The sequence below is a fragment of the Streptomyces sp. NBC_01476 genome (genome assembly GCF_036227265.1).
GTDB lineage: Bacteria > Actinomycetota > Actinomycetes > Streptomycetales > Streptomycetaceae > Actinacidiphila.
The window spans coordinates 6,682,509-6,707,028 of sequence record NZ_CP109446.1; the positions used below are offsets into that span (position 1 = coordinate 6,682,509).

Sequence of the window (24,520 nt, forward strand, 5' to 3'; positions counted from 1 at the left end):
GCATGCTCCGCGTGCCCTTGGGTACGCGCGGGGTTCAGCCACCTCTACGGACACGCCAGCCCCTACAGACCCCGCGGACCGAAGTGACGCGGCGAGAGGAAGCCACCGGCATGACCGACATCAACTCCGACGGCGCCCTGCCCCCGGCACAGCGCGCCCTGCACGAGATCGCCCACGGCAGCGAGAACGTCATCGCGCTCAGCACCCTCGCGATCAGCGAGGTGCTGCTGCCGGTCCCGGCCCCCGACGACTACCCCGAAGAGGCCGGCGCGGGTGCCGGCGCCGAACCGCCACGGGAGATCCAGCTCCCGGTGTACGAGCAGGAGGACGGGCGGCAGCTGGTCCCCGTCTTCACCTCCGAGACCCGGATGGCCGATGCACTGCCCGCCACCCGCCGCTACCGGCTGGTCCAGCTCGCCGCGCTCAGCGGCGCCTGGCCGTCGGACGAGCTGATCCTGTCCATCGACACCGGCAGCGAGGACGCGCTGAGCATCTCCGGGGAGGGCGTACGCGCCCTGGCCGGTCTCGTCGGCGGCACCAACTGACCACCTCGCCGGCCCACTGACCCGCCGGCCGCCGGCCGAGCCGCATGCGGCCCGGCCGGCGGCCGATCGGTGAGGTCACCCCCGGAAGACCACCAGCCCCCGGGGGATCTTGTCCAGCAGCAGTTCCCCGGGCGCGGGCGCCACCTCCCCGTCATACGCGAGGTGGACGCCCGGGCCCCGCACGCGCAGCCGCAGCCGCGGCACCGACGCCACGGTGTAGACCGGCGACCCGGTGAGCACCCCGGTCAGCGCCGCCCCGAGCATCCGGGTCCTGGCGAACGGCCCGCCGTCGACGATCCGCACATCGAGCACGCCGTCGGCCAGATCCCGCCGCCGCACGGGGGTCGGGCCCCAACTGGAGTAACGGCAGTTCCCGGCGAAGACCATCCACACCGACCGGGGCCGTCCGTTGATCTCCACATCGACCGGCGTGCAGGTCCGCAGCACGTGCACCGCCGCCAGCACGGTGGCCGGCCAGCTGCCCACCCGCCGTGACCAGCGCTCCCTGATCCGGACCAGGTCGGGGTACGAGCCGATGCTGAAGGTGTTGAGGAACAGGGCGCTGGTGCCGCTGACCGGATCGGTGTGCCGGGCCACGTCCACCGACGCGGCCCGCCCGGCCAGTACCGCGACCGCGGTGTCCTCCACCGACTCGAAGCCCAGGTCGAGCGCGAAGTGGTTGCGGGTGCCGCCGGGGAAGACCGCCAGCGGCAGCCCGTGGCGCAGGGCGATCGCGGCGGCCCGGCTGACCGTACCGTCGCCGCCGCACACGCCCAGCGCGCCACCGGCCTCCAGCGCCGAGCGGGCCGCCTTCTCCAGCAGCTCGACCAGGTCGTCGTCCTCGGTCCGCTCGGTGACCGTGGCCTGCGGCAGCACCGTACGGATCCGGTCGCCCGGCGTCATTAGCAGCGGCGGCGGCCCGGACGCGGTGTTCACCACGACGTGCAGCCCCTCGCCGTCCGGCAGCGCCGGCGCCCCGGTGGACGGGCCGGGCTCGGGCTGGGGCGAGGCCGGCGGCAGCAGCGCCCGCACGGTCAGTGCCGCGCCGACACCCAGGGCGGCGCCGACCACCACGTCGCTGGGGTAGTGCACCCCGGTGTAGATCCGGGAGAAGGCCACGCTCGCCGCGACCGGCGCCAGCGCCGTGCCCCAGGCCGGGGACTCCATCGCGGCGCCGGCCACGAAGGCCGCCGCAGAAGCGGAGTGCCCGGACGGGAAGGAGGAGGTGATCGGCTGCCGGTGCAGCTGCCGTATCACCGGAACGGAGTCGAGTATCGGGCGGTTGCGGCGGACCGCGCTCTTGCCGACCGTGTTGACGGTCAGGGAGGCCAGTGCGAGCGAGCCCAGCCCCCGCGCGGCGGCCCGCCGCCCGCTCCTGCCGCCGGTGGCCGCCATACCGGCGGCCACCGCGAACCAGAGCCGGCCGTGGTTCGCCGACCGGCTCAGCCGGGGCAGCACCGGCTCCGCGCCCGGCCAGTGCCGGTTCGCCACCAGGGCGAACAGCGCCTTGTCCCAGCCTTTCCAGGGATACGTCATGACCGTCCCATTACCCTGCTGGGGCCGTGGCACGCAGCCGCTGTACGCTCCCCGCGTGAGCAGCGAGCATTCCCCACCCGAACTGGTGATCTTCGACTGTGACGGGGTGCTCGTCGACAGCGAGAAGATCGCGGTGAAGATCGACGTCCGGGTGCTCGCCGACCTGGGCTGGCCGCTGACCGAGGACGAGGTCGTCCGGCGCTTCGTCGGCCGCTCCTTCGCCGACATGACCGCCGCCATCGAGGAGCACCTCGGCCGCCCGCTGCCGGCCGGCTGGGACACGCCGTACACGGCGCTGTACCGGGAGGCGCTCGACCGCGAACTCACCCCGGTGGACGGCGTGGTGGAGGCACTGGACGCGATCACACTGCCGACCTGCGTGGCGTCGAGCACCAGCCATTCGGGCCTGCGGCACCGGCTCGGCCGCACCGGGCTCTACGACCGTTTCGCGGGGCGGATATTCAGCGCCGCCGACGTCGCCCGCGGCAAACCCGCCCCCGACCTCTTCCTGCACGCCGCCCGCAGTCTCGGGGTGGCCCCGGAGCGCTGCGTGGTGGTGGAGGACAGCCGCTACGGCGTGGCGGCGGCCCGCGCCGCCGGGATGCGCTCCTACGGCTACTACGGCGGCCTCACCCCGGCGGCCTGGCTCGAAGGCCCCGGCACCACCGTCTTCGACGACATGCGGAAGCTGCCCGGGCTGCTGCTCGCGTGAGCACGGGCGTGACCGCGAGCCGGAGGAGCTCTCCGCTCGCGGTGCGGGAAACCGTGTGCCGGGGGAAGGTGGGCTGGTAGGGCCGCACGCCGGCGCGGCCCCCATCCAGCGGAGGTGCGGACATGCGGCTCACCCTCCCGTACGACCTGCGGCCCGATCCGGGGCTGCCCGTGCCCGGTTACTGGGACGAACACCTGGATCTCTCGGCGCCCGCCCAGCCGCCCGGCGGCGGGCCCGGGCTGCTGGCCGCCGCCGAGGGTTACTGGGCCCGCCGCGGCCTGGCCGCCGACACCGGCCGGGTGCTGGCCGCGCCCGGCGCCGAGACACTGCTGCTGGCGCTGCTCGCCGCGGCCGAGGGCGACCCGGTGCTGGCCCGGCCGGCCGCCGCCTGGCAGGCACCGGTCGCCCGGCTGCTCGGCCGCCCGGTGCACACCGTGCCCACCGCGGCCGAGGGCGGCGGCGTACCCGACCCGTTCGCGCTGCTGGAGACGGTCCGCCGGGCCCGTGCGGACGGCCGTGACCCGCGGCTGCTGGTGCTCTCCGCGGTCGACGACCCCAGCGGTACGGTCAGCGCCCCCGAACTGCTCCACGAGACCTGCGAGGCCGCCGCGGAGGCCGGGCTGCTGATCGTCTCCGACGAGACCTACAGCGACACCCTGCACCGCCATGACACCGTCCTGCTCAGCCCCGCGGAGATGCTGCCCGACCACACCGTGGTCCTCACCGACCTCGGCGCCACCCTGGTCCCCTCGTCGGTGCCCGCCGCGCTCGCGCGCTTCCCGGGCAGCGACCACGGCACCGCGTGGCGGGAGCGGACCGCCGCGATCCTGGCCGCGCTGCGGGCCGTGCTCTCCGGCCCGGTCGCCGCCGCCACCACGTATGTGCTGACCGAACCCGCCGAGGTCACCGACCACAGCGCGGCCGCGGTCCGGCTGCACGCGCGGGTCGCGGCGGCCGCCGCCCGGGCCATCACCGACGCCGGCGCGGTGTGCCGGCCGCCGAAGGCCGGCTTCCAGCTCTACCCGGAGCTCGGCGGACCCGGTATGCGGGCGGCCGACCTGGAGGACCGTCTCACCGCCGCGCTGGGGCGCCGGGTGCTCGGCGGGCACCGCTTCGGCGACGACCCGCTGGAGCCGCGGGTACGGATCGACACCGGCCCGCTGCACGGCGCCACCGACGCCGAACGGCGTACCGCGATGGCCGCCGCCAACCCGCTCACCGTGCCGCACGTCGCGGCGGCGCTCGCCGCCCTCACCGCGGCCTTCGAGGAGCCTGCGGGCCAGTCGCGGGTCGGCGGCCCGGCCGGTACGGGATCGCGCGGCGGGGGCTGACCCGCCGTCGCCGCAAGCCGGCGGTGCGCAGTGCAGGCCGGGCCGACGGGAGCGCCGTAAGGAGCCGTGCATGACCGATCAGAGTGAGCGGACCCTCGCCGCGACGCGCCCGCTGGGTGAGCTGCGCCGCTGGCCGCGCTCCTTCGCCGACCGGCTGACCGACCCGCGGCCGGGCGTACGGGACCTGGTCCGGGTGGTGCGCGAGTGCGCGGTACGGCCGCCCGCCCATACCCTCAAGGAAGTGGCGCTGCTGCCGGTCGAGCAGGGGGCGGTGCCGCACGCGGGACCCGGCACGGTCAGCGTGACCTGGGCCGGGCACGCCAGCTGGGTGGTGCGGATCGGCGGCCTCACCGTGCTGACCGACCCGGTCTGGTCCCGCCGCATCCCCGGCACGCCGGCCAGGGTCACCCCGGTCGGGGTGCCGTGGTCGGCGCTGCCGCCGGTCGACGCGGTGGTCATCAGCCACAACCACTACGACCATATGGACGCCCCGACGCTGCGGCGGCTGCCGCGGCACACCGCGCTGTTCGTCCCTGCCGGGCTCGGCGCCTGGTTCCGGCGCCGGCGGTTCACCCGGGTGACCGAACTCGACTGGTGGGAGGCGGCCGAACTCGGCGGTGTGCGCTTCGACTTCGTCCCCGCCCACCACTGGAGCCGCCGCACCCTCGCCGACGGCTCCCGGTCGCTGTGGGGCGGCTGGGTGCTCTCCGACGCCGCCGGGCCGCGGATCTACTTCGCCGGCGACAGCGGATACGGCCACTTCTTCCGCGAGATCGGCCGCGCCCACCCCGGTATCGACCTGGCGCTGCTGCCGATCGGCGCGTACGCCCCCCGGTCGATGCTGGGCCCGGTGCACACCGACCCCGAGGAGGCGGTCCAGGCGTTCCTCGACGTGGGCGCCGCCGCGATGGCGCCCATGCACTGGGCGACGTTCCTGCTCTCCGGTGAGCCGCCGCTCGAACCGCTGCGCCGGGTGCGCGCGGCCTGGGCGGAGGCCGGACTGCCGCCCAGCGCCCTGTGGGACCTGCCGGTGGGCGGCTCACGGGTGCTGGCGGAGGGCTGAACCCCGCGCTTTACCCCGTCTTGTCCGTCGGCCTTGTCCGCTGCCTTTGTCCGCCGCCCTTGTCCGCCCGCCTTGGGGTGTCCTGGGTGTCCGCCTCACGTGTCCGCTTTACGTGTCCGCCGGCCGCACCGGGTCGTGCGGCGCGTCGGAGCCGGCCGCGTCCCCGCGCAGCCGCCGCACCACGGTGGGCCCCGCCGCGATGGCGAAGGTCAGACCCACCGCGAGGGCCACGCCCTGCCAGGGCTCGGGGAAGAGGGAGCCGCCGACGACGCCGATCACCTGATAGGCCGCCGCCCAGGCCAGGCAGGCGACGATGTCACCGCGGACGAACCGCCGCAGCGGCATCTCCCCGAGCAGGCACGCCACCATCACCGGGAGCCGGCCGGCCGGGATCAGCCGGGAGAGCACCAGGACCGCCGCGCCGTGCTCGTCGAGCTGCCGCTCGGCCTTGGCCAGGGTCCCCGGGTCCACCCGGTCCTGCAGCCGGTGCAGCCACCGGGAGCCGCCCCGGGAGCGGACGCCGCGCAGCCCCAGCCAGTAGAGCGCCACATCGCCGAGGAAGGCCGCGAAGGACGCCACCGCGAACACCACCGCGAGCGCGACCGGTTCCGTCTGGTGGAAGGCGACCACCGCGGCACTCGACACCAGTGCCCCGGTCGGCACCACCGGAACCAGCGACCCCAGCACCACCAGCAGGAACAGCGTCGGATAACCGATCGCCTGCTGCGTGCTCTGCGAGGCCGGCTGGTGCGCGGCGGCGGAAGCCAGCAGGCCGATCATCCGGCGTCCTCCCGGCCCGCCACCGCGACCCGCACGCTCTCCCCGTGCTCCAGCCGGTGCACCGCGACCCCGGGCGCCAGTTGAGCCGCGAGGGCCGCGAACTCCGCGCCGGGCGGCTCGAATTCGCGCGGGCGCACCGCGTCCATCCCGATCGGCCAGTAGGTGCCGTAGTGCACGGGTACCGCGGCCCGCGGGGCCAGTTGGGCCAGCGCCCGCGCGGCCCGCTCCGGGTTGAGGTGCCCGTGTCCGAGGAACGGCCCCCAGCCGCCCACCGGCAGCAGCGCCACATCGCACGGCCCGACCGCCTCGGCCATCGCGTCGAAGAGCCCGGTGTCGCCGGCGAAGTAGGTCCGCGCCTCGCCGGCCAGGACGTACCCCAGCGCGGGCGCCCGCTGCGGCCCGTACGGCAGCCGCCGCCCGTCGTGTGCCGCGGGCACCGCGCGGACCGTCAACCCGCCCTGTTCGTAGGTCTCCCCGGCCTCGACCTCCACCAGCCGCAGCCGGTCCCGCAGCCGCCGCAGGCCCGGTGTCCCGGCCAGCGCGCCCTTCGGCAGCAGCACCGGCGTGCCGGGGGCGAGCCGCCGCAGCGAGCCCAGGTGCAGGTGGTCGGCGTGCAGATGGGAGACCAGCACCAGGTCCGCCTCGGCCGCGGCCGGCGGCGGTACGGCGCCGCTCCGTCTCTTCAGGTGCGCGAGCCGCCGGACAAAGAGGGGATCGGTCAACACCCGTACCCCCGAGTCCCGCACGGTCACCGTGGCATGGCCCCACCACGTGATCTCCACCGCCACCGCGCCCGTCCCTTCACCGGGCGCCGACCCGCCCGGTGCCCGTCCTCGCCCCCGAGCGTATGCCCTCCCGGCGGTGGGGCACGCCGGGCTCCCGGCCGGACGGACCTGCGGGTATGGCAGGGTGGAGGCGTGCCTCAGCCGGGAGAGAGTCGACGACGGGCCGCGGGCCGGAGCGCGGTACGGACCGTGGGGCGGGTGCTCGCGGTGTGGGTGGTGGCGTCGGCGACGCTGGCCGTACTCGCCGCCGTGCTCCCGGACTTCAGGATCGAGGCACCCGGCGGGGACAGCCCCACACAGATCGCGCTGACCGCGGGCGCCGGCGCCGGCGCCTTCGGTGTCCTGAGCGCGCTGGTGTGGCCGCTGCTGGTCCGCGCGCTGCTGCTGGTGCCCGCCTTCCTCCTCGGCGGCCTGGTGTTCTTCCTCAACGGCTCGCTGCTGCTGATCGCGCTGCGCTTCACGCCCGACGGCCGCGGCGAAGTCACCCCGGTGACCGCGGTGGTGATCGCCGCGGTGATGTCGGCGGCGTCCTCGGCGACCAGCACGACGCTGGCGATGCGGGACGACGCCGCGTACGGGCGCCGGCTGGCCCGGCTGGCCGGCCGCCGCAGGCGGCACGCCGACGACCCGCCGCTGCCCACCACCCCCGGCACCGTCTTCCTCCAGCTCGACGGCGTCGGCCACGATGTGCTCTGCGACGCGCTCGCCGGCTCACCGCCCGCGATGCCGACCGTCGCCCACTGGCTCGGCTCCGGCAGCCACCGGCTCGCCCCCTGGCGCACCGACTGGAGCAGCCAGACCGGCGCCAGCCAGCTGGCGATCCTGCACGGCAGCAACTTCGACGTGCCCGCGTTCCGCTGGTACGAGAAGGAGACCGGGCACCTCATGGTCTGCAACCGCCCGTCGAGCGCCGCGGAACTGGAGCGCCGGACGGTGGCCCGCACCGGCTCGCCAGGACTGCTCGCCGAGGACGGCGCCAGCCGCGGCAACCTCTTCAGCGGCGGCGCCGAGCAGTCCGCACTGGTGATGTCGGTGGCGGTACGGGCCGGTACCTTCAGCCGCCCGCGGTCCGGCTACTTCGCGTACTTCTCGGACCCGGCGAACGCGGTCCGTACCGCCTGGTCGTTCTTCGCCGAGGTGGGCCGGGAGATCACCGAGTCCTCGGCGGCGCGGCTGCGCGGAGTGACTCCGCGGGTCAAGCGCGGCGGCCTCTATCCGCTGGTCCGCGCCTTCGCCACGGTGGTGGAACGGGACGTGGCGGTCGCCGCGGTGATCGGCGACATGCTGGCCGGGCGGTCCGCGGTGTACGCGGACCTGGTGGCATATGACGAGGTGGCCCACCACTCCGGGCCGTACAGCAAGGACGCCCGCAAGGTGCTCTCCCGGCTGGACCGCTCGGTCCGCCTCATCGCGGACGCCGCCCGCTACGCGCCCCGGCCGTACCGGATCGTGCTGCTCTCGGACCACGGGCAGAGCGGCGGGGAGACCTTCGAGGGTGCTTACGGGGTGAGCCTGCGGGAGCTGGTGCGGGCCGGCTGCGGACTGCCGGACCACGGCGTGCCACGGCGGGCCCGGCGCAAGGGCGGGGCGGAGGCGCGGGACGCGGCCCGGACCGCGCTGCGCCGGCGCGAGGCGGCGCAGGCGGAGTGCGAGGGGCCGCCGTCCGAGCCGATCGTGCTGGCCTCCGGCAACCTCGGCCTGGTCAGCTTCCCCGACATCGCCGGCCGGGCGACCCTGGAGGAGATCGAGCGGCGCTGCCCTGAGCTGACGGCTCTGCTCACCGGTCACCCCGGCATCGGCTTCGTCCTCGTCCGCAGCGCCGAGCGCGGGCCGCTGGCCCTCGGTCCGGCCGGCGGTGTCCATGAACTCGCCACCGGCCGGGTGCACGGCCCCGACCCGCTGGCGCCCTTCGGCGACCACGCCGCCGCGGCGCTGCTGCGGACGGACGCCTTCCCGCACACCGCCGACCTGATGATCAACTCCGCCGTCGATCCGGCGGCAGGCACCGTCCACTCCTTCGAGCACCAGGCGGGCTCGCACGGCGGCCTGGGCGGTCCCCAGTCCCGTCCTTTCGTGCTGGCCCCGGTCCAACTGCCGCTCCCCGACTGCCCGCTGGCGGGAGCCGAAGCCGTGCACGGGCTCTTCCGGGAGTGGCTCACGGGCCGCGCGCAGGCACCCGGCCGCGACCTGCTCCCGCAGGCCCGGGACGCCGCCGAGGGCGCGCCGGTCCCCAACGGTTCGCGGTAGCCCGGACGGGCCACCCGGCAGAAAAACGTCAACCACAGGTTGTCGAGAAGACCCTGCAACTCGTGCTCCGCGAGGCCGTCCGCCTCGGCCACAACTACATCGGCACCGAGCACATCCTGCTCGGCGTACTCAGCGACGACCAGGACCCGGCGGCGATCGCCCTCACCGGCCTCGGGATCCGGCACGACATCGTGGAGACCTGGGTCGTGGCGAAACCGGCCCGGCGCACCGGGTGAGCGGGGCCGGTGTCCGGTCCGTCACGGCTCAGCCCTCTTTGCGCAGCGCCAGCAGCCTGTATACGGGATCGGCGCGCGGCACCTCGGGATCCGGCAGCCGGGACAGCCGCGACACCAGGACGTCGCACTGCGCGTCGTCGAGCGCGAGCGCCTGGCCGTACTGGCCGCGCGCCACGTCCCCCGCGGTCTGGGAGGGTGATCTGCCCTGGCCGTGCCCGGTGAACCGGGCCTCGCCGACCCGCCGCAGCCCGTGCTCGGAAGCCACCGCGAGCACCCGCGACGCCGCGTCGTACGCCTTCCGCACCCGGAACGGCGCCAGCAGCTCCTCCACATCGCTGTCCATGCCGTGACCTGCGTGTTTGTCCACCGTGGTGACGAACACCCCGCCCGGCCGCAGCACCCGGGCGCACTCGGCGATCACCGAAGGCGCGTCCGGCAGCAGATGGAGCAGCCACACCGCGCTCACCGCGTCCAGCGACGCCTCGGCGAACGGCAGCCGGTGGCAGTTGCCCAGCACCAGTGACGCACCCAGCCGCCGCGCCGCCATCCGGGCCATCCCCGGCGACGCGTCCACCCCGAACACCCGCAGGTCCGGGCGGAGCAGTTCCTCGGTGACCAGGCCGGTTCCGCACCCCACGTCCAGCAGGGTGCGGGTCCGGTCGGGCACGAGCGCGAGAATCGCGCGCGCCGCGGACCGTGCCCTCGGCACACCCCCGCGCGTCGCGTCGTAGCGCGCCGCCTCGACGTCGTAGTCCAGCATGTGGGACATGCTAGAGCGCCGAGGTGAACAGGGCTCGACCCGCCGTCTTGCGTCCCGGTTACGTAGTGGGGCGTACGTAAACTTCAGCACCCTGCCGCGAGGCCCACCTACGACCGCCGCCGGGCCGCGTGGGTCATCGTATTCAGGCCGCCGCCGCCCGCCGCAGCCGATAGCCTCACGTTCTGGTGCGGGAGCCACGAGGGGAGCGGGGGCCGATGGCACATCCGGACGGCGCGGTGACGCGGACGGCCCAGCCGGCCGGGACACCGGGGACGGCCGCGGCCCGGCAGGACCCGCGACCCGGGAGCCGCCGGGATCTCCCCATGCGTCCCTTCCCGGAGATCAGCGCCGGCGACCCGGCCGCCCAGCGCGAGGCGCTCGCCCGGCTGCGGGCATGGGCGGAGCTCAGCGCCGAGGACGCCATGGACTGGTATCTGCGGGACAAGAAGCGCAAGCGCACCGGCTCCCGTGTCCTGCAGGGCCTCGCCATCGCCTTCGCGGTGGCCGGCACGGCGGTGCCGCTCGGTACGGCCGCGGCCGGCGGCTCCGGCCAGGGCTGGGGCTATGTGCTGCTCGCGGTGGCCGCCGGCTGCAAAGGCTTCGACCACTTCTTCGGGCTCTCCTCCACCTGGATGCGCGACATCGGCGCCGCCCACGCCCTGCGCGGCGAGCTCAACGCGGTCCGGCTGGAGTGGGCCACCGACGTCCTGCGGGCCGGCCCGGTCGGCGCCCGCTCCCACGGCCCGCTCGAACCCGCGGAGGTCGAGCGGCAGTTGGCCCTCATCGGCCGTCTGGTCGCCGCGGTCCGCAACGAGATCGAATCGGAGACGGCAAGCTGGCAGGCGGAGTTCAGCGCCCGCACCCGTCAACTCCAGGAGCAGGGCGGGGCGTCGCCGGCGGAGCGGACACCGGGGACATAGCCGGCCGCCGGGGAACCGTGCGCGGGCGGCCGCCGGGCCCGTTCCGGTTCAGCCCTTGTAGAGCGCTTCCACCTCTGCCGCGTACGCGCTCTCGATGGCCCGCCGCTTGAGCTTCAGCGACGGGGTGAGCGTGCCGCGCTCCTCGGTGAACTGGCCCCCGAGGATTCGGAAGGTGCGGATCGACTCGGCCTGCGAGACCAGGGTGTTGGCGGCCACCACCGCCCGCCGTATCTCCGCCTCCAGATCGTGGTCCCTGACCAGCTCCGCGGTGCTCATCCGCGGCTTGCCGCGCATCGACAGCCAGTGCGTGACCGCCTCCCGGTCCAGGGTGATCAGCGCGGCGATGTACGGGCGGTTGTTGCCGACGGCTATGCACTGGGCGACCAGCGGGTGGGCCCGCACCCGGTCTTCCAGCGGCGCCGGTGACACGCTCTTGCCGCCGCTGGTGACCAGGATCTCCTTCTTGCGGCCGGTGATGGTCAGATAGCCGTCCTCGTCCAGCACGCCGAGGTCGCCGGTGGCCAGCCAGCCGTCCCGCAGCACTTCGCCGGTGGCCTTCTCGTTGTTGAGGTAGCCGTCGAAGACCTGGCCCCCGCTCAGCCAGATCTCGCCGTCGTCCGCGATCAGCACGGTGGTGCCCGGCACCGGCAGGCCGACGGTGCCGAATCTGGTCTGCTCGGGCGGGTTCGCGGTGGCGGCGGCGGTGGTCTCGGTGAGGCCGTAGCCCTCGTAGATGGTGACACCGGCGCCGCAGAAGAAGAGGCCGAGCCGCCGTTCCATCGCCGAGCCGCCGGAGATGCCGTGCCGGACCCGTCCGCCGAGCGCGTCGCGCACCTTGCTGTAGACCAGCTTGTCGTAGAACTGGTGCTGCATCCGCAAGGAGGCGCTGGGCCCCGGGCCGGTGCCGAACGCCCGGGCCTCCATCGCCTCGGCGTGCCGGACCGCGACATCCACCGCCTTCTCGAAGACCGCCAGCCGCCCGCCGGCCTCGGCCTTGCGGCGGGCGCTCTGGAATACCTTCTCGAAGACGTACGGCACGGCCAGTACGAAGGTCGGCCGCAGCGAGACGAGGTCGGCGATCAGATCGCTCGCCGTCATGCTCGGCTGGTGGGCGAGGCGGATCTTGTGCCGGACGCAGGCCACTTCCACCATCCGGCCGAAGACATGGGCCAGCGGCAGGAAGAGCAGCGTGGAGGGCACCTCGTTCGCCTTGTCGGCGAAGACCGGCTCCCAGCGGGCCACCACGTTGTCGGTCTCCGCCATGAAGTTGGCGTGGGTGATCACACAGCCCTTGGGCCGGCCGGTGGTGCCCGAGGTGTAGATGACGGTCGCGATGGCCTCGGGGGTGACCGCGAGCCGGTGCCTTTCCACCGTCTCGTCGGTGATGTGGCGGCCGGCGTGGCTGAGTTCGGCGACGCAGTCCGCGTCCAGCTGCCACAGCCGGGACAGCCGCGGCAGTTCGTCCACCGCGGCGCCGACGGTCATCGCGTGGTCCTCGTGCTCCACGATCGCGGCGACCGCGCCCGAGTCGTGCAGCATCCAGCGCACCTGGTCGGAGGAGGAGGTCGGATAGACGGGTACGGACTGGGCGCCGATCGTCCACAGCGCGAAGTCGAAGAGCGTCCACTCGTAGCGGGTGCGCGACATCAGGGCGACCCGGTCACCGAACCGGATCCCCTCGGCCAGCAGCCCCTTGGCCACCGCCAGTACCTGGTCGCGGAACTCGGCGGCCGTCACCTCGAGCCAGCCGCCCTGCCCGTCCGCACGGCAGAGCACCACGGCGTCGGGGCTCTGCGAGGCGTTGCCGAAGACGGCATCCGCCAAGCCTCCCGCCTGTGGTGTCGTGACCAGTGGGGGCACAGTGAACTGACGCAACTGGTGTTCTCCTAGAGGGCTCTCGCGGGCCCGTAAGCTATCCGATCCCCGCGGTCGGCGGGAGAGGTGTGGCATGGCCGGGTTCTCGGACGTCTGTGCTGGTAGGGCGCACAACCCGGGCCTGACAAGGGCGCCGTGGCCCTCTGTGCCCGCGCGGGTGTGAAACCAGGATGGCGAATCTGCACGAAATCTGCGCCTGCCTGTCACGGTCGCTCCATCCCGCCCGCCCGGACCGCGGACGCAATTGCAGCCGGCCTGCGCACATGCGGCGGCCTCCACCTCCGGCAGGATCAAGTCGCCGAAGGCAAGCCGGCCTGCGCACATGCGGCGGCCTCCACCTCCGGCGGGATCGAGCCGCCGAGGGCAAGCCGCCCTGCGCACATGCGGCGGTGCCGCCGGCGGGCTCAGGGCAGCGGCCGGTGCAGCCGGTCCCCGCCGGCCAGGATCGCCTCCGCCAGCGCGTCCGCCGCCTCCTGGGCGCGGGCCTGGCGGCGACCGTGCAGCAGGACGAAGTCCACACCGCCCAGCTCCGGCAGCCCGGCCCGCCCCGGCAGCCGCACCAGACCTGCCGGGATCAGGCCCTGGGCGTGGGCCATCACCCCCAGCCCGGCGCGTGCCGCGGCGACCAGTCCGCTGAGCGAGGCGCTGGTGCAGGCCACCCGCCAGGGCCGGCCGTGCCGTTCGAGCACGTCCAGGGCGCGGGCCCGGGTGATGCCGGGCGGCGGGAAGACGATCAGCGGCACCGGCCGCCGCGGGTCGAGCCGCAATTGCCCGCTGCCGATCCACACCAGCTTGTCCCGCCACACCAGCTGCCCGGGGCCGTCGGCGCCGTCCCGCTTGGCCAGACAGAGGTCCAGCTGCCCCGCGTCCAGCCGCTGGTGCAGGGTGCCGGACAGTTCGACCGTCAACTCCAGGTCGACCTCGGGGTGTTCGTACCGGAAGCCGGCCAGGATCTCCGGCAGCCGGGTCAGCACGAAGTCCTCCGAGACCCCGAACCGCAGCCGCCCGCGCAGCCGGGTGCCGGCGAAGAAGCCCGCCGCCCGCTCGTTGGCCTCCAGGATGGTCCGGGCGAAGCCCAGCATCGCCTCGCCGTCCTCGGTCAGCTCCACGCCGTGCGTGTCCCGGGCGAAGAGCCTGCTGCCCGCGGCCTCCTCCAGCCGCCGCACCTGCTGGCTGACCGTGGACTGCCGCACCCCCAGGCGCTGGGCGGCCTGGGTGAAGCTCAGCGTCTGGGCGACGGCGAGGAACGTACGCAATTGCACCGGCTCGAACACGGTCCCGAGCCTACCTCCGGTTATCGCATACCGTGATGACAGTGAGTACGGCCACCGGGCTTCCCGATCACAGCCGGCCGGATCATGCTGGGGGAGTGCCACCATGCGATGCCGCGCGCCCGCCGCGCCCCAGACCGTGCCCGACGGACCCCGCCCGCCCCGTGCCGCCCGGCACGCGCGCCCGGTGAGCGGCCCACGCGCCGGCCGCCTGCGGCAGGCCACCGCCCGGCTCCCGGTCGACCCCTTCATCGCGTCCCTGCTCGGCACGGTGGGCATCGCCGCCCTCTTCCCGGCCACCGGCGGCGCCGCCCACATCGCCGACGACGCCGCGAACACCGCCGTCGGACTGCTCTTCTTCCTCTACGGCACCCGGCTGTCGACCGGCGAGGCGATGCAGGGGCTGCGGCACTGGCGGCTGCACCTGACCGTGCTGGCCTGCACCTTCGTGGTCTTCCCGCTGCTCGGCCTGGCCGCCCGCGGGCTGGAGCCGCACATCCTGGCACCGCAGCTCTACCCCGGCTTCCTCTTCTTGTGCCTGCTGCCGTCCACCATCCAGTCCTCCATCGCCTTCACCTCCATCGCCCGCGGCAACGTCGCCGCCGCGATCTGCGCCGGGTCCTTCTCCTCCCTCGCCGGCATCGTGCTCACCCCGCTGCTCGCCGCCCTGCTGATCGGCGGCGACGCCGGCATCAGCGCCCACTCCGTCGCCGACATCGCCCTGCAACTGCTCGCGCCCTTCCTCGCCGGGCAGTTGCTGCGCCGCTGGACCGCAGCCCCGCTCGCCCGGCACCGCAAGGCGCTGGGCTACGTCGACCGCGGCTCGATCCTGCTGGTCGTCTACACCGCCTTCAGCGCGGGCATGGCCGAAGGCATCTGGCACCAGGTGCCGGTGCCCCGGCTGCTGGAACTCCTCGGCGTCGAGGCCGTACTGCTCGCGGTGATGCTCGGTGTGACCTTCTACGGCGCCGGCCGGCTGGGCTTCGGCCGGGCCGACCGGATCACCATCGTCTTCGCCGGGTCCAAGAAGAGCCTCGCCTCGGGACTGCCCATGGCCACCGTGCTCTTCGGCGGCCACGCGGGCCTGACCGTGCTGCCGCTGATGCTCTTCCACCAGTTGCAGCTGATGGTGTGCGCGGTGATCGCCAAGCGCTGGGCGCGGCAGCCGGCCGCGGAGGTAGCGTGGCGCGATGACCGAGACGACCGAGCCGGCCACAACCGCGACGCGGCGCCCGCCCAGCGCCGATCCGCGCCCGCCTGAGGCAAACGATCTGCGCCCGCCGGAGGCACACGATGACGAGCGCGGCACCCAGCTGACCTTCCTCGGCTACCTCCGCGAGGCCGTCATCCGCAAGGCCGAGGGCGTCCCCGACCATGCCGCCCGCACCTCCCCGGTGCCGTCCGGGACAAGCCTGCTCGGCCTGGTCAGGCACCTGGCCGCGGTGGAACTCAACTGGTTCGTCTGGGCCTACGAAGGCGTCGGCGGCGAACGCTGGGACGACGACCTCACCCCGGCCGAGGGCGAGACCGTGGAGAGCGCGATCGCCGCCTACCGCGACGCGATCCGCCGGGCCGACGCGGTGATCACCGGGTGCACCGACCTCGGCGTCCCCGGCGCCCGCTCGCTGCGCGAGACCGCCCCGCCGTCCATGCGGTGGATCCTGGCCCACATGATCGAGGAGACCGGCCGCCACGCCGGGCACGCCGACATCCTGCGCGAGCTCTACGACGGCTCCGCAGGCCGCTGACCTGGCAGGGCACCCCCGCCGGCCGGCCGGTCAGGCGGAGTGGGCCGCGGGGGCCGGGTCCAGTGCGATCCGGTCCTCGCCCGCGTACACGTTCATCGAACTGCCCCGCAGGAAGCCGACCAGGGTCAGCCCCGACTCGGCCGCCAGGTCCACCGCGAGCGACGACGGCGCCGAGACCGCCGCGAGCACCGGGATGCCGGCCATCACCGCCTTCTGCGCCAGCTCGAACGAGGCCCGGCCGGAGACCATCAGGATCCGGTCCGCCAGCGGCAGTTGGCCCTCCCGCAGCGCCCGCCCGACCAGCTTGTCCACCGCGTTGTGCCGCCCCACGTCCTCCCGGACGTCCAGCAGTTCGCCCGCCGCGGTGAAGAGCGCCGCCGCGTGCAGCCCGCCGGTCCGCTCGAAGACGGCCTGCGCCGCCCGCAGCCGGTCCGGCAGGGTGGCCAGCAGCCCGGGCGTGACCCAGGCGTCGCCGGCCGGGGCGATCGGCAGCCGGGTCGCGGTGCGCACCGCGTCCAGGCTCGCCTTGCCGCACAGACCGCAGGACGACGTGGTGTAGACGTTCCGCTCCAGGGTGATGTCCGGCACCGGCACACCGGGCGCCAGGGCCACATCCACCACGTTGTAGGTATTGACCCCGTCGGCGGTCGCCCCGGCGCAGTAGACCACAGAACGCACCTCGTCGGCCGACGCGAGAACGCCCTCGCTCACCAGGAAACCGGTGGCCAGCGCGAAGTCGTCGCCGGGGGTGCGCATGGTGATCGCGAGCGGCTTGCCGTTCAGCCGGATCTCCAGCGGCTCCTCGGCGACGAGCGTGTCCGCCCGGTGCCCTGCCACGCCGTCCCTGATCCGCAGTACCCGGCGTCGTTCGGTGACCCTGCCCATGCTCATCGCCCCGGCTCTCTCGCTGTACCCGCGCTGACCTCCGCACACGGTGTCATAAGCTTCATGGGCTGACGACCGGCACCGCAGCGGTAACCACGTGACCTACCAGGATGGCAGAGCGAGATGAACGACCAGCCGACCGCCGAGGGGAACCTGGTGGGCGACGAACAGGCACTGGAACGACTGCGGGCCCTGCGCGGCAGCATCGACAACCTCGACGCGGCGCTGGTCCACCTGCTGGCGGAGCGCTTCAAGTGCACCCAGCAGGTCGGCGAACTCAAGGCCGCCCACCACCTGCCGCCGGCCGACCCGGCCCGTGAGGCCGACCAGATCGCCCGGCTGCGCCGGCTGGCCGCCGACGCCCGCCTCGACCCCGCGTTCGCCGAGAAGTTCCTCAACTTCATCATCGACGAAGTGGTCCGCCACCACCGCGCCATCGCTGCCCGCCCCCGTCCCGCCGACCCCGCCGTCTGACCCCTCCCGAGCGTGTGCGGCACGGCCGGAATCCCAGGTGAGGAGCACCGCCAAACCTTGGTATCGTGTTCCCCGTCACCACGACTTCGCAGGTCGCGGCGGCACACACACCCCGTCCGGGTGGCGGAATGGCAGACGCGCTAGCTTGAGGTGCTAGTGCCCTTTATCGGGCGTGGGGGTTCAAGTCCCCCCTCGGACACAGTCGCAGGACCCCAGACGGTGCCGGTCGGATTCCGACCGGCACCATCTGTTTTTTCTGCTCTCCGGAGCGAGAGGCCGCGTACGCCCGTGCGGGAGGCGGCGATTGCCGGTCGCCGCAGGGTCGGCGGGGGGTGCCGGGGCGCCAGGGGTGGTATCGGGGGGTGTCGGGGTGCCGAAAACCTGTGGGTCATGCGGCTGGGGCGCGGCCACACTCGTCCCCATGGACACCAGGATCACCCGGCTCAACCCCTCCGGGCTGCACGAGACCCCGGGATACCACCACATCACGGTCGCCGAGGCCGGCCGCACCGCGTACCTCGCCGGACAGTGCCCGCTCGACGCGCACGGCGTGCTCGTCGGGCGGGACCATACGGAGCAGGCCGCACAGGTGGCCGCCAACGCGCTGCTCGCCCTGGCGGCGGCCGGCGCCGGCCCGCAGGACGTGGTGCGGTCGGTGATCTACGTGGTCAGCGCGGACCGGGAGCACCTGTCGGCGGTCTGGCAGGCCCTCAACGCGTCGCCGCTGGGCGCGGCCTTCTCCACGGCGAGCACCCTGCTCGGTGTGACCCAACTCGGCTTCACCGGCCAGCTGGTGGAGCTCGACCTCACCGCGGCGGTACCGGCGTGACCCGGGGTGTGCGGTAGCCGGCGCGGGCGTGCCCGATGTCAACGGCGCTGGCGGTCCGGCCACTTGGCGGGCTCGGGTGGCGGACGTGCTTTGCGTGGGCTGAGCCCGTACCGGCCGGGGGTTACGGGCCCGCGTAGGCGGTCGGATGGGAGGGCGCTGGGCGGGCGCCGACGAGGCGGACCGCGGCGGCACCCGAGGCACAGGCCGCGGTGAGGGCGGCCGGGAGGTCCGCGCCGGCGAGGCGGGCCGCGAGGAGGCCGCCGGTGAAGGCGTCCCCGGCTCCCGTGGTGTCGAGCGGGCGGGCCTGCACCGCGGGAACGCGGGCGACGACACGGCCGTCGGCGGCGGCCAGCGCGCCCTCGGCGCCCAACGTGACGACGACCTCCGCGCCACCGCACAGCGCGCTCAACTCCGCTGCCGCGTCCGCGGGTTCGGGCCGCCCGGAGAGGAGGGCCGCTTCGGCGGCGTTGGGCAGGAGCAGATCCGTACCGGCGACCGCGGCGAGGAAGCGCGGGACGCCGAGGCGGCGGAGAAACCCCGCGGAGGCGGGGTCGACGCTGACCGGCAGGCCGCGGGCGTGTGCCGCCGCGCCGACCACGGCGGCGAGTTCGCGGCCGGGTGCGCAGAAGAAGAGGTAGCCGGAGAGGTGGACGTGGCCGACGCCGTCCAGCAGGTCCTCCGACCAGTCGGCCGGGCCGAGCGCGAGGGAGGCACCGCTGTCGGTGACCAGCGTGCGTTCTGCTGCCGCGTCCACCAGGGCGATCACCACCGCGGTGGGCAGCGACGGGTCGATCCGGAGCACCGGTTCGACCCCGGCCTTCAGCAACTCCCCGCGGTGCCACTGCGCGGTGTCCGCGCCGACCCGGGCCAGCAGCCGCGCCCTCGCCCCCGCTCCGGCCGCCCAGCAGGCCACATTGGCGCCCGCCCCGCCCGGCCGCAGCGCGATCCGCGCCGCGGTGTCGGTATCACGCGCCAGCGGCTCCGCGTGCCGGGCGACCACATCGGTGACCACATCCCCGACCACCAACAGCCCACCCCGCCCCCCGCCCTGCCCCGTACCGCCACCCGCCTCATTGACCACTGGTCCCGCCCCTGGCCCCGGGGTGACCCGTACCCTGTCCTGGCCCGCCGCGCCACCCGCTTCGGTGACCGCTGGTCCCGGCCCTGGCCCCGGGGTGACCCGTACCCTGTCCTGGCCCGCCGCGCCACCCGCTTCGGTGACCGCTGGTCCCGGCCCTGGCCCCGGGGTGACCCGCACCCCGTCCTGGCCCGCGGCGCCACTCGCCTCCCGCACCGCGGCGGTCCGCGGTCCGGTCGGCTCCGCGGGGGCACCCGACTCGCTCACGCGTTCCGCCGTTGCGACCACCGCACCGCGATCGACGCGGCGAGCGCGACGTTGCCGCGGACGGCCGCGAGGTTGGCCTCCAGGGACGCGCCGGCGGTGTGGTCGGTGAGGTAGGCGAGGAGGAAGGGGGTGATCGCCTGTCCGGTGATGCCCTCCCGGTCGGCGGCGGCCAGTGCGTCCGCGAGGACGCGGTCGTGCAGGGCGGGGTCGAGCTGGAGGTCACGGGGCACCGGATTCGCGATGATCAGCGCCGACTCGTGGCCGCCGAGCGCGTCCTGGGCCGCCATGACCGCCGCGATCTGCTCGGGCCCGGTCACCGTCCAGTCCACCGGCTCGCCCGAGTCCGTGAGATAGAAGCCGGGGAAGCGGTCGGTGCCGTAACCGAGGACGCCGATCCCGAGGGTCTCCAGGCGCTGGAGGGTAGCCGGCACGTCCAGGATGGACTTCACCCCCGCGCACACGACCGTGATCCGCGTCCTGGCCAGCAGCGACAGGTCCGCCGACTCGTCCTGGACGGTCACCCAGCCGCGGTGCACCCCGCCGAGCCCGCCCGTGCCGAAGACCCGGATACCCGCCCGGGCCGCCAGGAACGCCGTACCGGACACGGTCGTCGCCCCGCTCGCGCCCACCGCGAGCGCCGGCGCGAGATCGCGGAACCCGAGCTTCCGCAGCGAGGAGTCCTCGGCGATCCGCTCCACCTGTTCCTTGTCCAGCCCGACCCGCGGTACCCCGTCGAGCACCGCCACGGTGGCCGGCACCGCCCCCGCGTCCCGGACGATCCCCTCCAGCTCACGGGCGACCTGGAGGTTGCGCGGCCGGGGCAGGCCGTGGGCGATGATCGTGGACTCCAGGGCCACGACGGGGGCGCGGCGGGCGAGGGCGTCCGCGACCTCCTCGGAGAGGGCGACGGCCGGGCTGCGGGGTACAGATCGCTCACTGGTCATGGTCCCTACCTGGCACACCGCGCCCACGGTCAAACCTTCCACCCGCCCCGGCCGGATGCCCAACCCCGTCGTGCCTCCGCCGCTGGGCGCGGGCAGCCGGCCGCAGAGGTGGGTGTCCGACCCGACCCGGGCCGCGCCCCGTCCCCGCCGGCTGCTGGCCGCTACCGGCCGCGCCTCGTCCGCCCGCTGGCCGCGCCCGACCGCGTAGGCCGCCCGGGAACCGGCCCGCGCAGCCCGCCCGCGGAGGGCCGGGCAATGGATTTGGCGTGCGGGTGAACACCCCGTAAGGTGGTGTTCACCGACGCGGGGTGGAGCAGCTCGGTAGCTCGCTGGGCTCATAACCCAGAGGTCGCAGGTTCAAATCCTGTCCCCGCTACAAAGAAGGAAGGGTCTGGCACTCAGGTGCCGGGCCCTTTCGCTTATCCGGGGCCCCGCTTGGCCCGCGCCGCGCTCTACCGGTTCAGCGCCACCGCCGCTCCGCGCCTGTCCGCCCGCGGGCCCGCGTCAGCGCCGCGGGCCGCGCGCGTCCGCACCAGCGCCACCCCCGCGCGGCGTCCGCCCAGATTGGCGCCGTCTCCGGGTCGCGCCCGCCCGCGTCGGCGCCACTCCCGGGTCGCGCCACATCCGCCTCAGCGCCGCGTTCGCCCAGGTCGGCGCCGTTTCCCAGCCGTACCTGTCTGCGTGAGCGCCGTTTCCGGTCGGCTCCCGCCCGCGTCGGCGCCACTCCCGGGCCACGTCCGCCCGCGTGGGCGCCGCGTCCGGCCAGGTCGGTGCTGCCTCGGGTCCGCGTCCGGCCAGGTCAGCGCTGCCTCGGGCCCGCGTCCGGCCGGGTCAGCGTCACCCCCGGGCCGCAGTCCACCGCGTCAGCGGCGTTTCCGGGTTCGTTCGGCCGGGCGGTACGGCGGGACGTTCCGGCCCGGCTGGTACCGCGAGCCCTGGCGGATACGCCGGATCACCAGGCCCGCGTCGATCGCGGCCAGCGCCCCGATCGCGGCCACCACCGCGGCCCACGCCGGCTCCCCGGCCCAGGCGAAGCCGACCGCGGCGGCGGCGCCCCAGACCACTCCGAACAGGGCGAGCCCGAGCCGCAGCCGCAGCGGGCTGCGGGCCTGTACCGGTTCCGATCCGCTTCTGCGCAAGGGCGTCATCTCTCACATCTCCCACTTCCCAGCATCCACCCGGCAGCCGCCCGGCGGGAGCTCTCCCCGAGGCGCGCCTGCCCAGATCTCGGGCCGCCCACCGAGGAGGAGGGCCGCAAAAACGTGGGGCGCCGGCCGGGCGGACCGCATAGGGTGCCTCACCGTGGCGATGATCATCAGGACATACGACTGCCCGCAGGCCGGGCCGGACACCGACGCGGTGGCCGCGCTGCTCCGGGAGACCCACCCCCACCTGGTTCTCTCCGGCGCGGCTCTGCACGCCCAGGCCGTCGCCTCGCCCGCCCGCGGGCACTTCCGCCTGCTGATCGCCGAGGACGGCGGGCGGCTGGTCGGCTGTGCCAGGGCCGGCCGGTTCGCGGACGTCAGCGACCCGGGCCTCGGCTTCGCCAACCTCGCCGTACGCGCTGCCGACCGCGGCCACGGCACCGGCGGCGCGCTGCTCGCCGCCGCCGAGGCGCACCTGGCCGGGATCGGCGTCCGTACCGTCCATGCCTGGGCCGACGACACCCCCGCCGCGCACACCTTCGCGGTCCGCCGCGGCTACCGGCGGGGCCGCTCCGCCGGCTTCCACCGGCTCGACCTCGGCGAAGGGAGCCCGCTGCCCGCGCCCCCGGACCTCCCGGCGGGCGTCCGGCTGCTGCCCGCCACGCACTGGGCCGACGACCCGCGGCCCCTGTACGAGACCGACCTGGAGTGCTTCCAGGACGAACCCGGCGATGTGCCGGCCGACGCGATCGGCTACGCCGACTGGCGCGCCATCACCTGGGACCGCCCGGACTTCGACCCCGCACTGAGTACGGCCGCGGTGGCCGACGGGCAGGTCGCCGCCTTCGTCATCGCGCAGACCGACGGCGAACGGTACTGGTCCGGCGGCACCGGCACCCGCCGGGCCTTCCGCGGCCGGGGCCTGGCCACCGCGGCCAAGACGTACTCCCTGCGGCTCGCCCGCGCCCGTGGGCTGCGGGCCGCGTACACCGGCAACGACGACGGCAACGCGGCGATGCCGGCAGTCAACCGACGGCTGGGCTACGAGCCCTGCGGCACCGAATGGCGGTACTCCCGTGACCTCACCGACCGAACATGACCTTCCCTGGTCCGCGGGCCGCTGGCTCAACCCGCCGGCCGCCGCCGAACAGGACGGCGCCGACCTCGTGGTCACCACACGCGAGGGCAGCGACTTCTGGCGCACCACGAGTTACGGCTTCGTCCGCGACGACGGCCACGCCCTCCTCGTCCCCTTCCCGGTGGGCAGCGCGCTGGAGGTCACCTTCGTCGCCGACGTCACCGAGCTGTACGACCAGGCCGGCGCCCTGATCCGGGTCGACGCGGGGACCTGGATCAAGGCGGGCGTCGAACTCTCCGACGGGGAGCCGCAGTTGGGCGCGGTGGTCACCCACGGCACCTCCGACTGGTCGCTCGCGCCGGTCCCGCGGTGGGCGGGCCGCGAGGTCACCGTCCGGGTCAGCCGCGCCGGGGACGCGGTGACGGTACGGGCCCGGTGCGCGGACGAGCCCTGGCGCACGGTCCGGCTGGCCTGGCTCGACCCGGCCGCCGACGCCCGCGCCGGCCTTTTCTGCTGCTCCCCGCAACGCGCCGGCCTGCGCGTACGCTTCACCCGCCTCGCCACCGGCCCCGCGGACACCTCCCTGCACTAGGCCGGGTCGGCGCCCTCTTCGCCCTTTTCGTGCAGCACCGTGTCGAGGATCCGAGCCCAGTGGCGGACGATCCGGGCGCGGCGGGCGGAGTCGTCGGTGAGCAGATTGGCCAGGCCGAGCCCGCGGGCCATGTCCAAGGTGGCCTGGACGGTCTCCCGCGTCCCCGGGACCGACTCGTCCGCGCCCAGGAACTCCACCGCCAGCCGGTGCGCCTCACGGCCGATCCGGGCCTCCAGGGCCTGGACCCGGGGGCGCAGCGCCTCCTCCTCCGCGGCCGTCACCCACAGATGGAGGGCGGCCCGGAAGAGCGGCCCGGTGTGCAGGGCCACCAGCATGTCGACCACCGCGTAGGTACGGTCCGGGGCGTCGCGCGGCAGTGCGCGGGCCCGGTCCCGTACGGCGGTCAGCCACTGCTCGGCGACGTGCGCGATGGCGGCGGTGAAGAGCTCCTCGCGGGTGGGGAAGTGGTGCTGGGCGGCGCCCCGGGAGACCCCGGCGCGGGCGCAGACCACCGCGAGGGTGCTGCCGGACCAACCGCGTTCCGCCAGACAGGCCACCGCGGCCTCCAGGACCCGCAGCCGGGTCGCGCGGCTGCGGTCCTGCTGGGGCGGACGCCCCCGCGTGGCCGGACCGTCCTGCTCGGCCAGAGGGCCGGTCACGACGTCCATGACGGCTTCCGCTTCTCCAGGAACGCCCGCATGCCCTCGGCGGCCTCATCCGAGGCGAACAACCGGGCGCTGACCGCCACGACATGGCTGCCGAACTCGTCCAGTGCCCGCCGCAGCGGCTCGGTGGCCAGCGCCTTCGACTCGGCGAGGCCCTGTGGCGAACCCGCCCGCAAACCGTCGAGGACCGGCTCCAGTTCGCCGTCAAGCGCGGTCACCAGGCCCATCCCGACGGCCTCTTGGGGACCGAAGGTCTCACCGGTGAGGAAGTAGCGGGCCACTGCCCGCGGTTCGGCGCGGGCCAGCACCGGCAGTGAGATCACCGCGGGCGCGAGGCCGAGCCTGGCCTCGGTGAAGGCGAAGGTGGCGCCCGGGCCGGCCACCGCGATGTCGCAGCCGGCCACCAGGCCGAGCCCGCCGGCCCTGGCATGCCCGCGGACCGCCGCCACCACCGGCTTGGGCAGTTCGGCGACGGTACGCAGCAGCTCCACCAGCCGCCGCGGGCCGTCGGCGGCACCGGCTTCCCGCAGATCGGCGCCGGCGCAGAAGGTGCCGCCGGTGTGGGTGAGCAGCACCGCGCGGGTCGGCGCGTGGCAGGCGGCCGCGGCCAGCGCGTCGGTGAGCTCGGCCAGCAACCGGGCGGAGAGCGCGTTGCGGTTGTGCGGGGAGTCGAGGGTGAGGACCGCGACACCGCGGTCGTACTCACGGCGCACCAGGGGTGCCGTCGTCACGTACGGATTCCTTTCCTTCCGGG

At 74.8% G+C, this 24,520-nt stretch carries 25 protein-coding genes and 2 tRNA genes; 15 read left to right on the forward strand and 12 right to left on the reverse strand.

Annotated features, from left to right (window positions below; genetic code table 11):
• Positions 1–110: 110 nt before the first annotated feature.
• Complete coding sequence (locus tag OG552_RS29210; RefSeq protein WP_329137974.1) at positions 111–545, forward strand: SseB family protein; 435 nt, start codon at positions 111–113, stop codon at positions 543–545.
• 75 nt (positions 546–620) lie between these two features.
• Here OG552_RS29210 and OG552_RS29215 read toward each other — a convergent pair whose 3' ends face one another.
• Complete coding sequence (locus OG552_RS29215; protein WP_329137976.1) at positions 621–2,081, reverse strand: bifunctional phosphatase PAP2/diacylglycerol kinase family protein; 1,461 nt, start codon at positions 2,079–2,081, stop codon at positions 621–623.
• 85 nt (positions 2,082–2,166) lie between these two features.
• On the opposite strand from OG552_RS29215, the gene OG552_RS29220 reads away from it, so the two are divergent.
• The 3 genes from OG552_RS29220 (at position 2,167) to OG552_RS29230 (ending at position 5,187) form a co-directional block, all read left to right on the forward strand.
• Positions 2,167–2,793, forward strand: a complete 627-nt coding sequence (locus tag OG552_RS29220; protein WP_329141242.1) for an HAD family hydrolase — start codon at positions 2,167–2,169, stop codon at positions 2,791–2,793.
• 122 nt (positions 2,794–2,915) lie between these two features.
• Positions 2,916–4,124: an aminotransferase class I/II-fold pyridoxal phosphate-dependent enzyme gene (locus OG552_RS29225; protein ID WP_329137978.1), complete on the forward strand. Its 1,209-nt coding sequence runs from the start codon at positions 2,916–2,918 to the stop codon at positions 4,122–4,124.
• 70 nt (positions 4,125–4,194) lie between these two features.
• Positions 4,195–5,187, forward strand: a complete 993-nt coding sequence (locus tag OG552_RS29230) for an MBL fold metallo-hydrolase (RefSeq protein WP_329137980.1) — start codon at positions 4,195–4,197, stop codon at positions 5,185–5,187.
• Between the two features lie 108 nt (positions 5,188–5,295).
• Here the strand turns inward: OG552_RS29230 and OG552_RS29235 are convergent, their stop codons facing one another.
• Positions 5,296–5,967, reverse strand: a complete 672-nt coding sequence (locus tag OG552_RS29235) for a DedA family protein (protein WP_329137982.1) — start codon at positions 5,965–5,967, stop codon at positions 5,296–5,298.
• Positions 5,964–6,755 (reverse strand): MBL fold metallo-hydrolase, encoded by a 792-nt coding sequence (locus tag OG552_RS29240; RefSeq protein WP_329137984.1) that lies wholly within the window; start codon positions 6,753–6,755, stop codon positions 5,964–5,966. Before OG552_RS29240 ends, OG552_RS29235 begins: the two co-directional genes overlap by 4 nt.
• A 129-nt stretch (positions 6,756–6,884) precedes the next feature.
• Between OG552_RS29240 and OG552_RS29245 the strand changes: the two genes are divergently transcribed.
• Complete coding sequence (locus OG552_RS29245) at positions 6,885–8,999, forward strand: phage holin family protein (RefSeq protein WP_329137986.1); 2,115 nt, start codon at positions 6,885–6,887, stop codon at positions 8,997–8,999.
• 62 nt (positions 9,000–9,061) lie between these two features.
• Complete coding sequence (locus tag OG552_RS29250; protein ID WP_443071067.1) at positions 9,062–9,235, forward strand: Clp protease N-terminal domain-containing protein; 174 nt, start codon at positions 9,062–9,064, stop codon at positions 9,233–9,235.
• Between the two features lie 28 nt (positions 9,236–9,263).
• Here OG552_RS29250 and OG552_RS29255 read toward each other — a convergent pair whose 3' ends face one another.
• On the reverse strand, positions 9,264–9,995 hold the full coding sequence (locus OG552_RS29255) for a class I SAM-dependent methyltransferase (RefSeq protein WP_329137988.1): 732 nt from the start codon (positions 9,993–9,995) through the stop codon (positions 9,264–9,266).
• 323 nt (positions 9,996–10,318) lie between these two features.
• On the opposite strand from OG552_RS29255, the gene OG552_RS29260 reads away from it, so the two are divergent.
• The gene (locus tag OG552_RS29260; RefSeq protein WP_329137990.1) at positions 10,319–10,915 is read left to right on the forward strand and encodes an SLATT domain-containing protein; all 597 of its coding nucleotides are present in this window, start codon (positions 10,319–10,321) and stop codon (positions 10,913–10,915) included.
• 48 nt (positions 10,916–10,963) lie between these two features.
• On the opposite strand, the gene OG552_RS29265 is transcribed toward OG552_RS29260, so the two are convergent.
• The gene (locus OG552_RS29265) at positions 10,964–12,790 is read right to left on the reverse strand and encodes an AMP-dependent synthetase/ligase (RefSeq protein WP_329137992.1); all 1,827 of its coding nucleotides are present in this window, start codon (positions 12,788–12,790) and stop codon (positions 10,964–10,966) included.
• A gap of 404 nt (positions 12,791–13,194) precedes the next feature.
• Positions 13,195–14,064, reverse strand: a complete 870-nt coding sequence (locus OG552_RS29270; RefSeq protein WP_329137994.1) for a LysR substrate-binding domain-containing protein — start codon at positions 14,062–14,064, stop codon at positions 13,195–13,197.
• A 184-nt stretch (positions 14,065–14,248) separates the two neighbouring features.
• Here OG552_RS29270 and OG552_RS29275 point away from each other — a divergent pair, with 184 nt between their 5' ends.
• Positions 14,249–15,322, forward strand: coding sequence for a bile acid:sodium symporter family protein (locus tag OG552_RS29275; protein WP_329137996.1), 1,074 nt, complete (start codon positions 14,249–14,251; stop codon positions 15,320–15,322).
• On the forward strand, positions 15,252–15,809 hold the full coding sequence (locus tag OG552_RS29280; RefSeq protein WP_329137998.1) for a DinB family protein: 558 nt from the start codon (positions 15,252–15,254) through the stop codon (positions 15,807–15,809). Before OG552_RS29275 ends, OG552_RS29280 begins: the two co-directional genes overlap by 71 nt.
• A gap of 30 nt (positions 15,810–15,839) precedes the next feature.
• On the opposite strand, the gene fdhD is transcribed toward OG552_RS29280, so the two are convergent.
• Complete coding sequence (gene fdhD, locus OG552_RS29285; protein WP_329141243.1) at positions 15,840–16,694, reverse strand: formate dehydrogenase accessory sulfurtransferase FdhD; 855 nt, start codon at positions 16,692–16,694, stop codon at positions 15,840–15,842.
• A 123-nt stretch (positions 16,695–16,817) separates the two neighbouring features.
• On the opposite strand from fdhD, the gene OG552_RS29290 reads away from it, so the two are divergent.
• The 3 genes from OG552_RS29290 to OG552_RS29300 all read left to right on the forward strand — a co-directional run bounded on the left by OG552_RS29290 (position 16,818) and on the right by OG552_RS29300 (position 17,997).
• Positions 16,818–17,168 (forward strand): chorismate mutase, encoded by a 351-nt coding sequence (locus OG552_RS29290; RefSeq protein WP_329138000.1) that lies wholly within the window; start codon positions 16,818–16,820, stop codon positions 17,166–17,168.
• Positions 17,169–17,282: 114 nt separating this feature from the next.
• A tRNA-Leu gene (locus OG552_RS29295) sits at positions 17,283–17,367 on the forward strand.
• A gap of 222 nt (positions 17,368–17,589) precedes the next feature.
• Positions 17,590–17,997: a RidA family protein gene (locus OG552_RS29300; RefSeq protein WP_329138002.1), complete on the forward strand. Its 408-nt coding sequence runs from the start codon at positions 17,590–17,592 to the stop codon at positions 17,995–17,997.
• A gap of 121 nt (positions 17,998–18,118) precedes the next feature.
• On the opposite strand, the gene OG552_RS29305 is transcribed toward OG552_RS29300, so the two are convergent.
• The gene (locus OG552_RS29305; RefSeq protein ID WP_443071210.1) at positions 18,119–19,027 is read right to left on the reverse strand and encodes a carbohydrate kinase family protein; all 909 of its coding nucleotides are present in this window, start codon (positions 19,025–19,027) and stop codon (positions 18,119–18,121) included.
• Between the two features lie 311 nt (positions 19,028–19,338).
• Positions 19,339–20,286 carry a pseudouridine-5'-phosphate glycosidase gene (locus tag OG552_RS29310; RefSeq protein ID WP_329138006.1) on the reverse strand — a complete coding sequence of 316 codons (948 nt, stop codon included), beginning with the start codon at positions 20,284–20,286 and terminating at the stop codon, positions 19,339–19,341.
• 302 nt (positions 20,287–20,588) lie between these two features.
• Between OG552_RS29310 and OG552_RS29315 the strand changes: the two genes are divergently transcribed.
• Positions 20,589–20,662 (forward strand) — tRNA-Met (locus OG552_RS29315).
• Positions 20,663–21,149: 487 nt separating this feature from the next.
• Here OG552_RS29315 and OG552_RS29320 read toward each other — a convergent pair.
• Positions 21,150–21,434 (reverse strand): DUF6343 family protein, encoded by a 285-nt coding sequence (locus tag OG552_RS29320; RefSeq protein ID WP_443071070.1) that lies wholly within the window; start codon positions 21,432–21,434, stop codon positions 21,150–21,152.
• A 160-nt stretch (positions 21,435–21,594) separates the two neighbouring features.
• Here OG552_RS29320 and OG552_RS29325 point away from each other — a divergent pair, with 160 nt between their 5' ends.
• Both OG552_RS29325 and OG552_RS29330 read left to right on the forward strand, forming a co-directional pair.
• Positions 21,595–22,530, forward strand: coding sequence for a GNAT family N-acetyltransferase (locus OG552_RS29325; RefSeq protein WP_329141245.1), 936 nt, complete (start codon positions 21,595–21,597; stop codon positions 22,528–22,530).
• Positions 22,508–23,101 (forward strand): DUF1349 domain-containing protein, encoded by a 594-nt coding sequence (locus tag OG552_RS29330; protein WP_329138010.1) that lies wholly within the window; start codon positions 22,508–22,510, stop codon positions 23,099–23,101. The genes OG552_RS29325 and OG552_RS29330 overlap by 23 nt, the downstream gene beginning before the upstream one ends.
• On the opposite strand, the gene OG552_RS29335 is transcribed toward OG552_RS29330, so the two are convergent.
• Complete coding sequence (locus tag OG552_RS29335) at positions 23,098–23,769, reverse strand: TetR/AcrR family transcriptional regulator (protein ID WP_329138012.1); 672 nt, start codon at positions 23,767–23,769, stop codon at positions 23,098–23,100. The genes OG552_RS29330 and OG552_RS29335 overlap by 4 nt on opposite strands.
• Positions 23,757–24,497 carry an enoyl-CoA hydratase family protein gene (locus OG552_RS29340; protein ID WP_329138014.1) on the reverse strand — a complete coding sequence of 247 codons (741 nt, stop codon included), beginning with the start codon at positions 24,495–24,497 and terminating at the stop codon, positions 23,757–23,759. Before OG552_RS29340 ends, OG552_RS29335 begins: the two co-directional genes overlap by 13 nt.
• Positions 24,498–24,520: the final 23 nt, after the last annotated feature.

Coding starts and splice junctions, on each gene's coding strand:
- OG552_RS29335 (WP_329138012.1), bottom strand. CDS start 23,769: ATGGACGTCGTGACCGGCCCTCTGGCCGAGCAGGACGGTCCGGCCACG.
- OG552_RS29325 (WP_329141245.1), top strand. CDS start 21,595: ATGATCATCAGGACATACGACTGCCCGCAGGCCGGGCCGGACACCGAC.
- OG552_RS29255 (WP_329137988.1), bottom strand. CDS start 9,995: ATGCTGGACTACGACGTCGAGGCGGCGCGCTACGACGCGACGCGCGGG.
- OG552_RS29280 (WP_329137998.1), top strand. CDS start 15,252: ATGACCGAGACGACCGAGCCGGCCACAACCGCGACGCGGCGCCCGCCC.
- OG552_RS29310 (WP_329138006.1), bottom strand. CDS start 20,286: ATGACCAGTGAGCGATCTGTACCCCGCAGCCCGGCCGTCGCCCTCTCC.
- OG552_RS29260 (WP_329137990.1), top strand. CDS start 10,319: ATGCGTCCCTTCCCGGAGATCAGCGCCGGCGACCCGGCCGCCCAGCGC.
- OG552_RS29215 (WP_329137976.1), bottom strand. CDS start 2,081: ATGACGTATCCCTGGAAAGGCTGGGACAAGGCGCTGTTCGCCCTGGTG.
- fdhD (WP_329141243.1), bottom strand. CDS start 16,694: ATGGGCAGGGTCACCGAACGACGCCGGGTACTGCGGATCAGGGACGGC.
- OG552_RS29235 (WP_329137982.1), bottom strand. CDS start 5,967: ATGATCGGCCTGCTGGCTTCCGCCGCCGCGCACCAGCCGGCCTCGCAG.
- OG552_RS29225 (WP_329137978.1), top strand. CDS start 2,916: ATGCGGCTCACCCTCCCGTACGACCTGCGGCCCGATCCGGGGCTGCCC.
- OG552_RS29290 (WP_329138000.1), top strand. CDS start 16,818: ATGAACGACCAGCCGACCGCCGAGGGGAACCTGGTGGGCGACGAACAG.
- OG552_RS29320 (WP_443071070.1), bottom strand. CDS start 21,434: ATGACGCCCTTGCGCAGAAGCGGATCGGAACCGGTACAGGCCCGCAGC.
- OG552_RS29230 (WP_329137980.1), top strand. CDS start 4,195: ATGACCGATCAGAGTGAGCGGACCCTCGCCGCGACGCGCCCGCTGGGT.
- OG552_RS29300 (WP_329138002.1), top strand. CDS start 17,590: ATGGACACCAGGATCACCCGGCTCAACCCCTCCGGGCTGCACGAGACC.
- OG552_RS29210 (WP_329137974.1), top strand. CDS start 111: ATGACCGACATCAACTCCGACGGCGCCCTGCCCCCGGCACAGCGCGCC.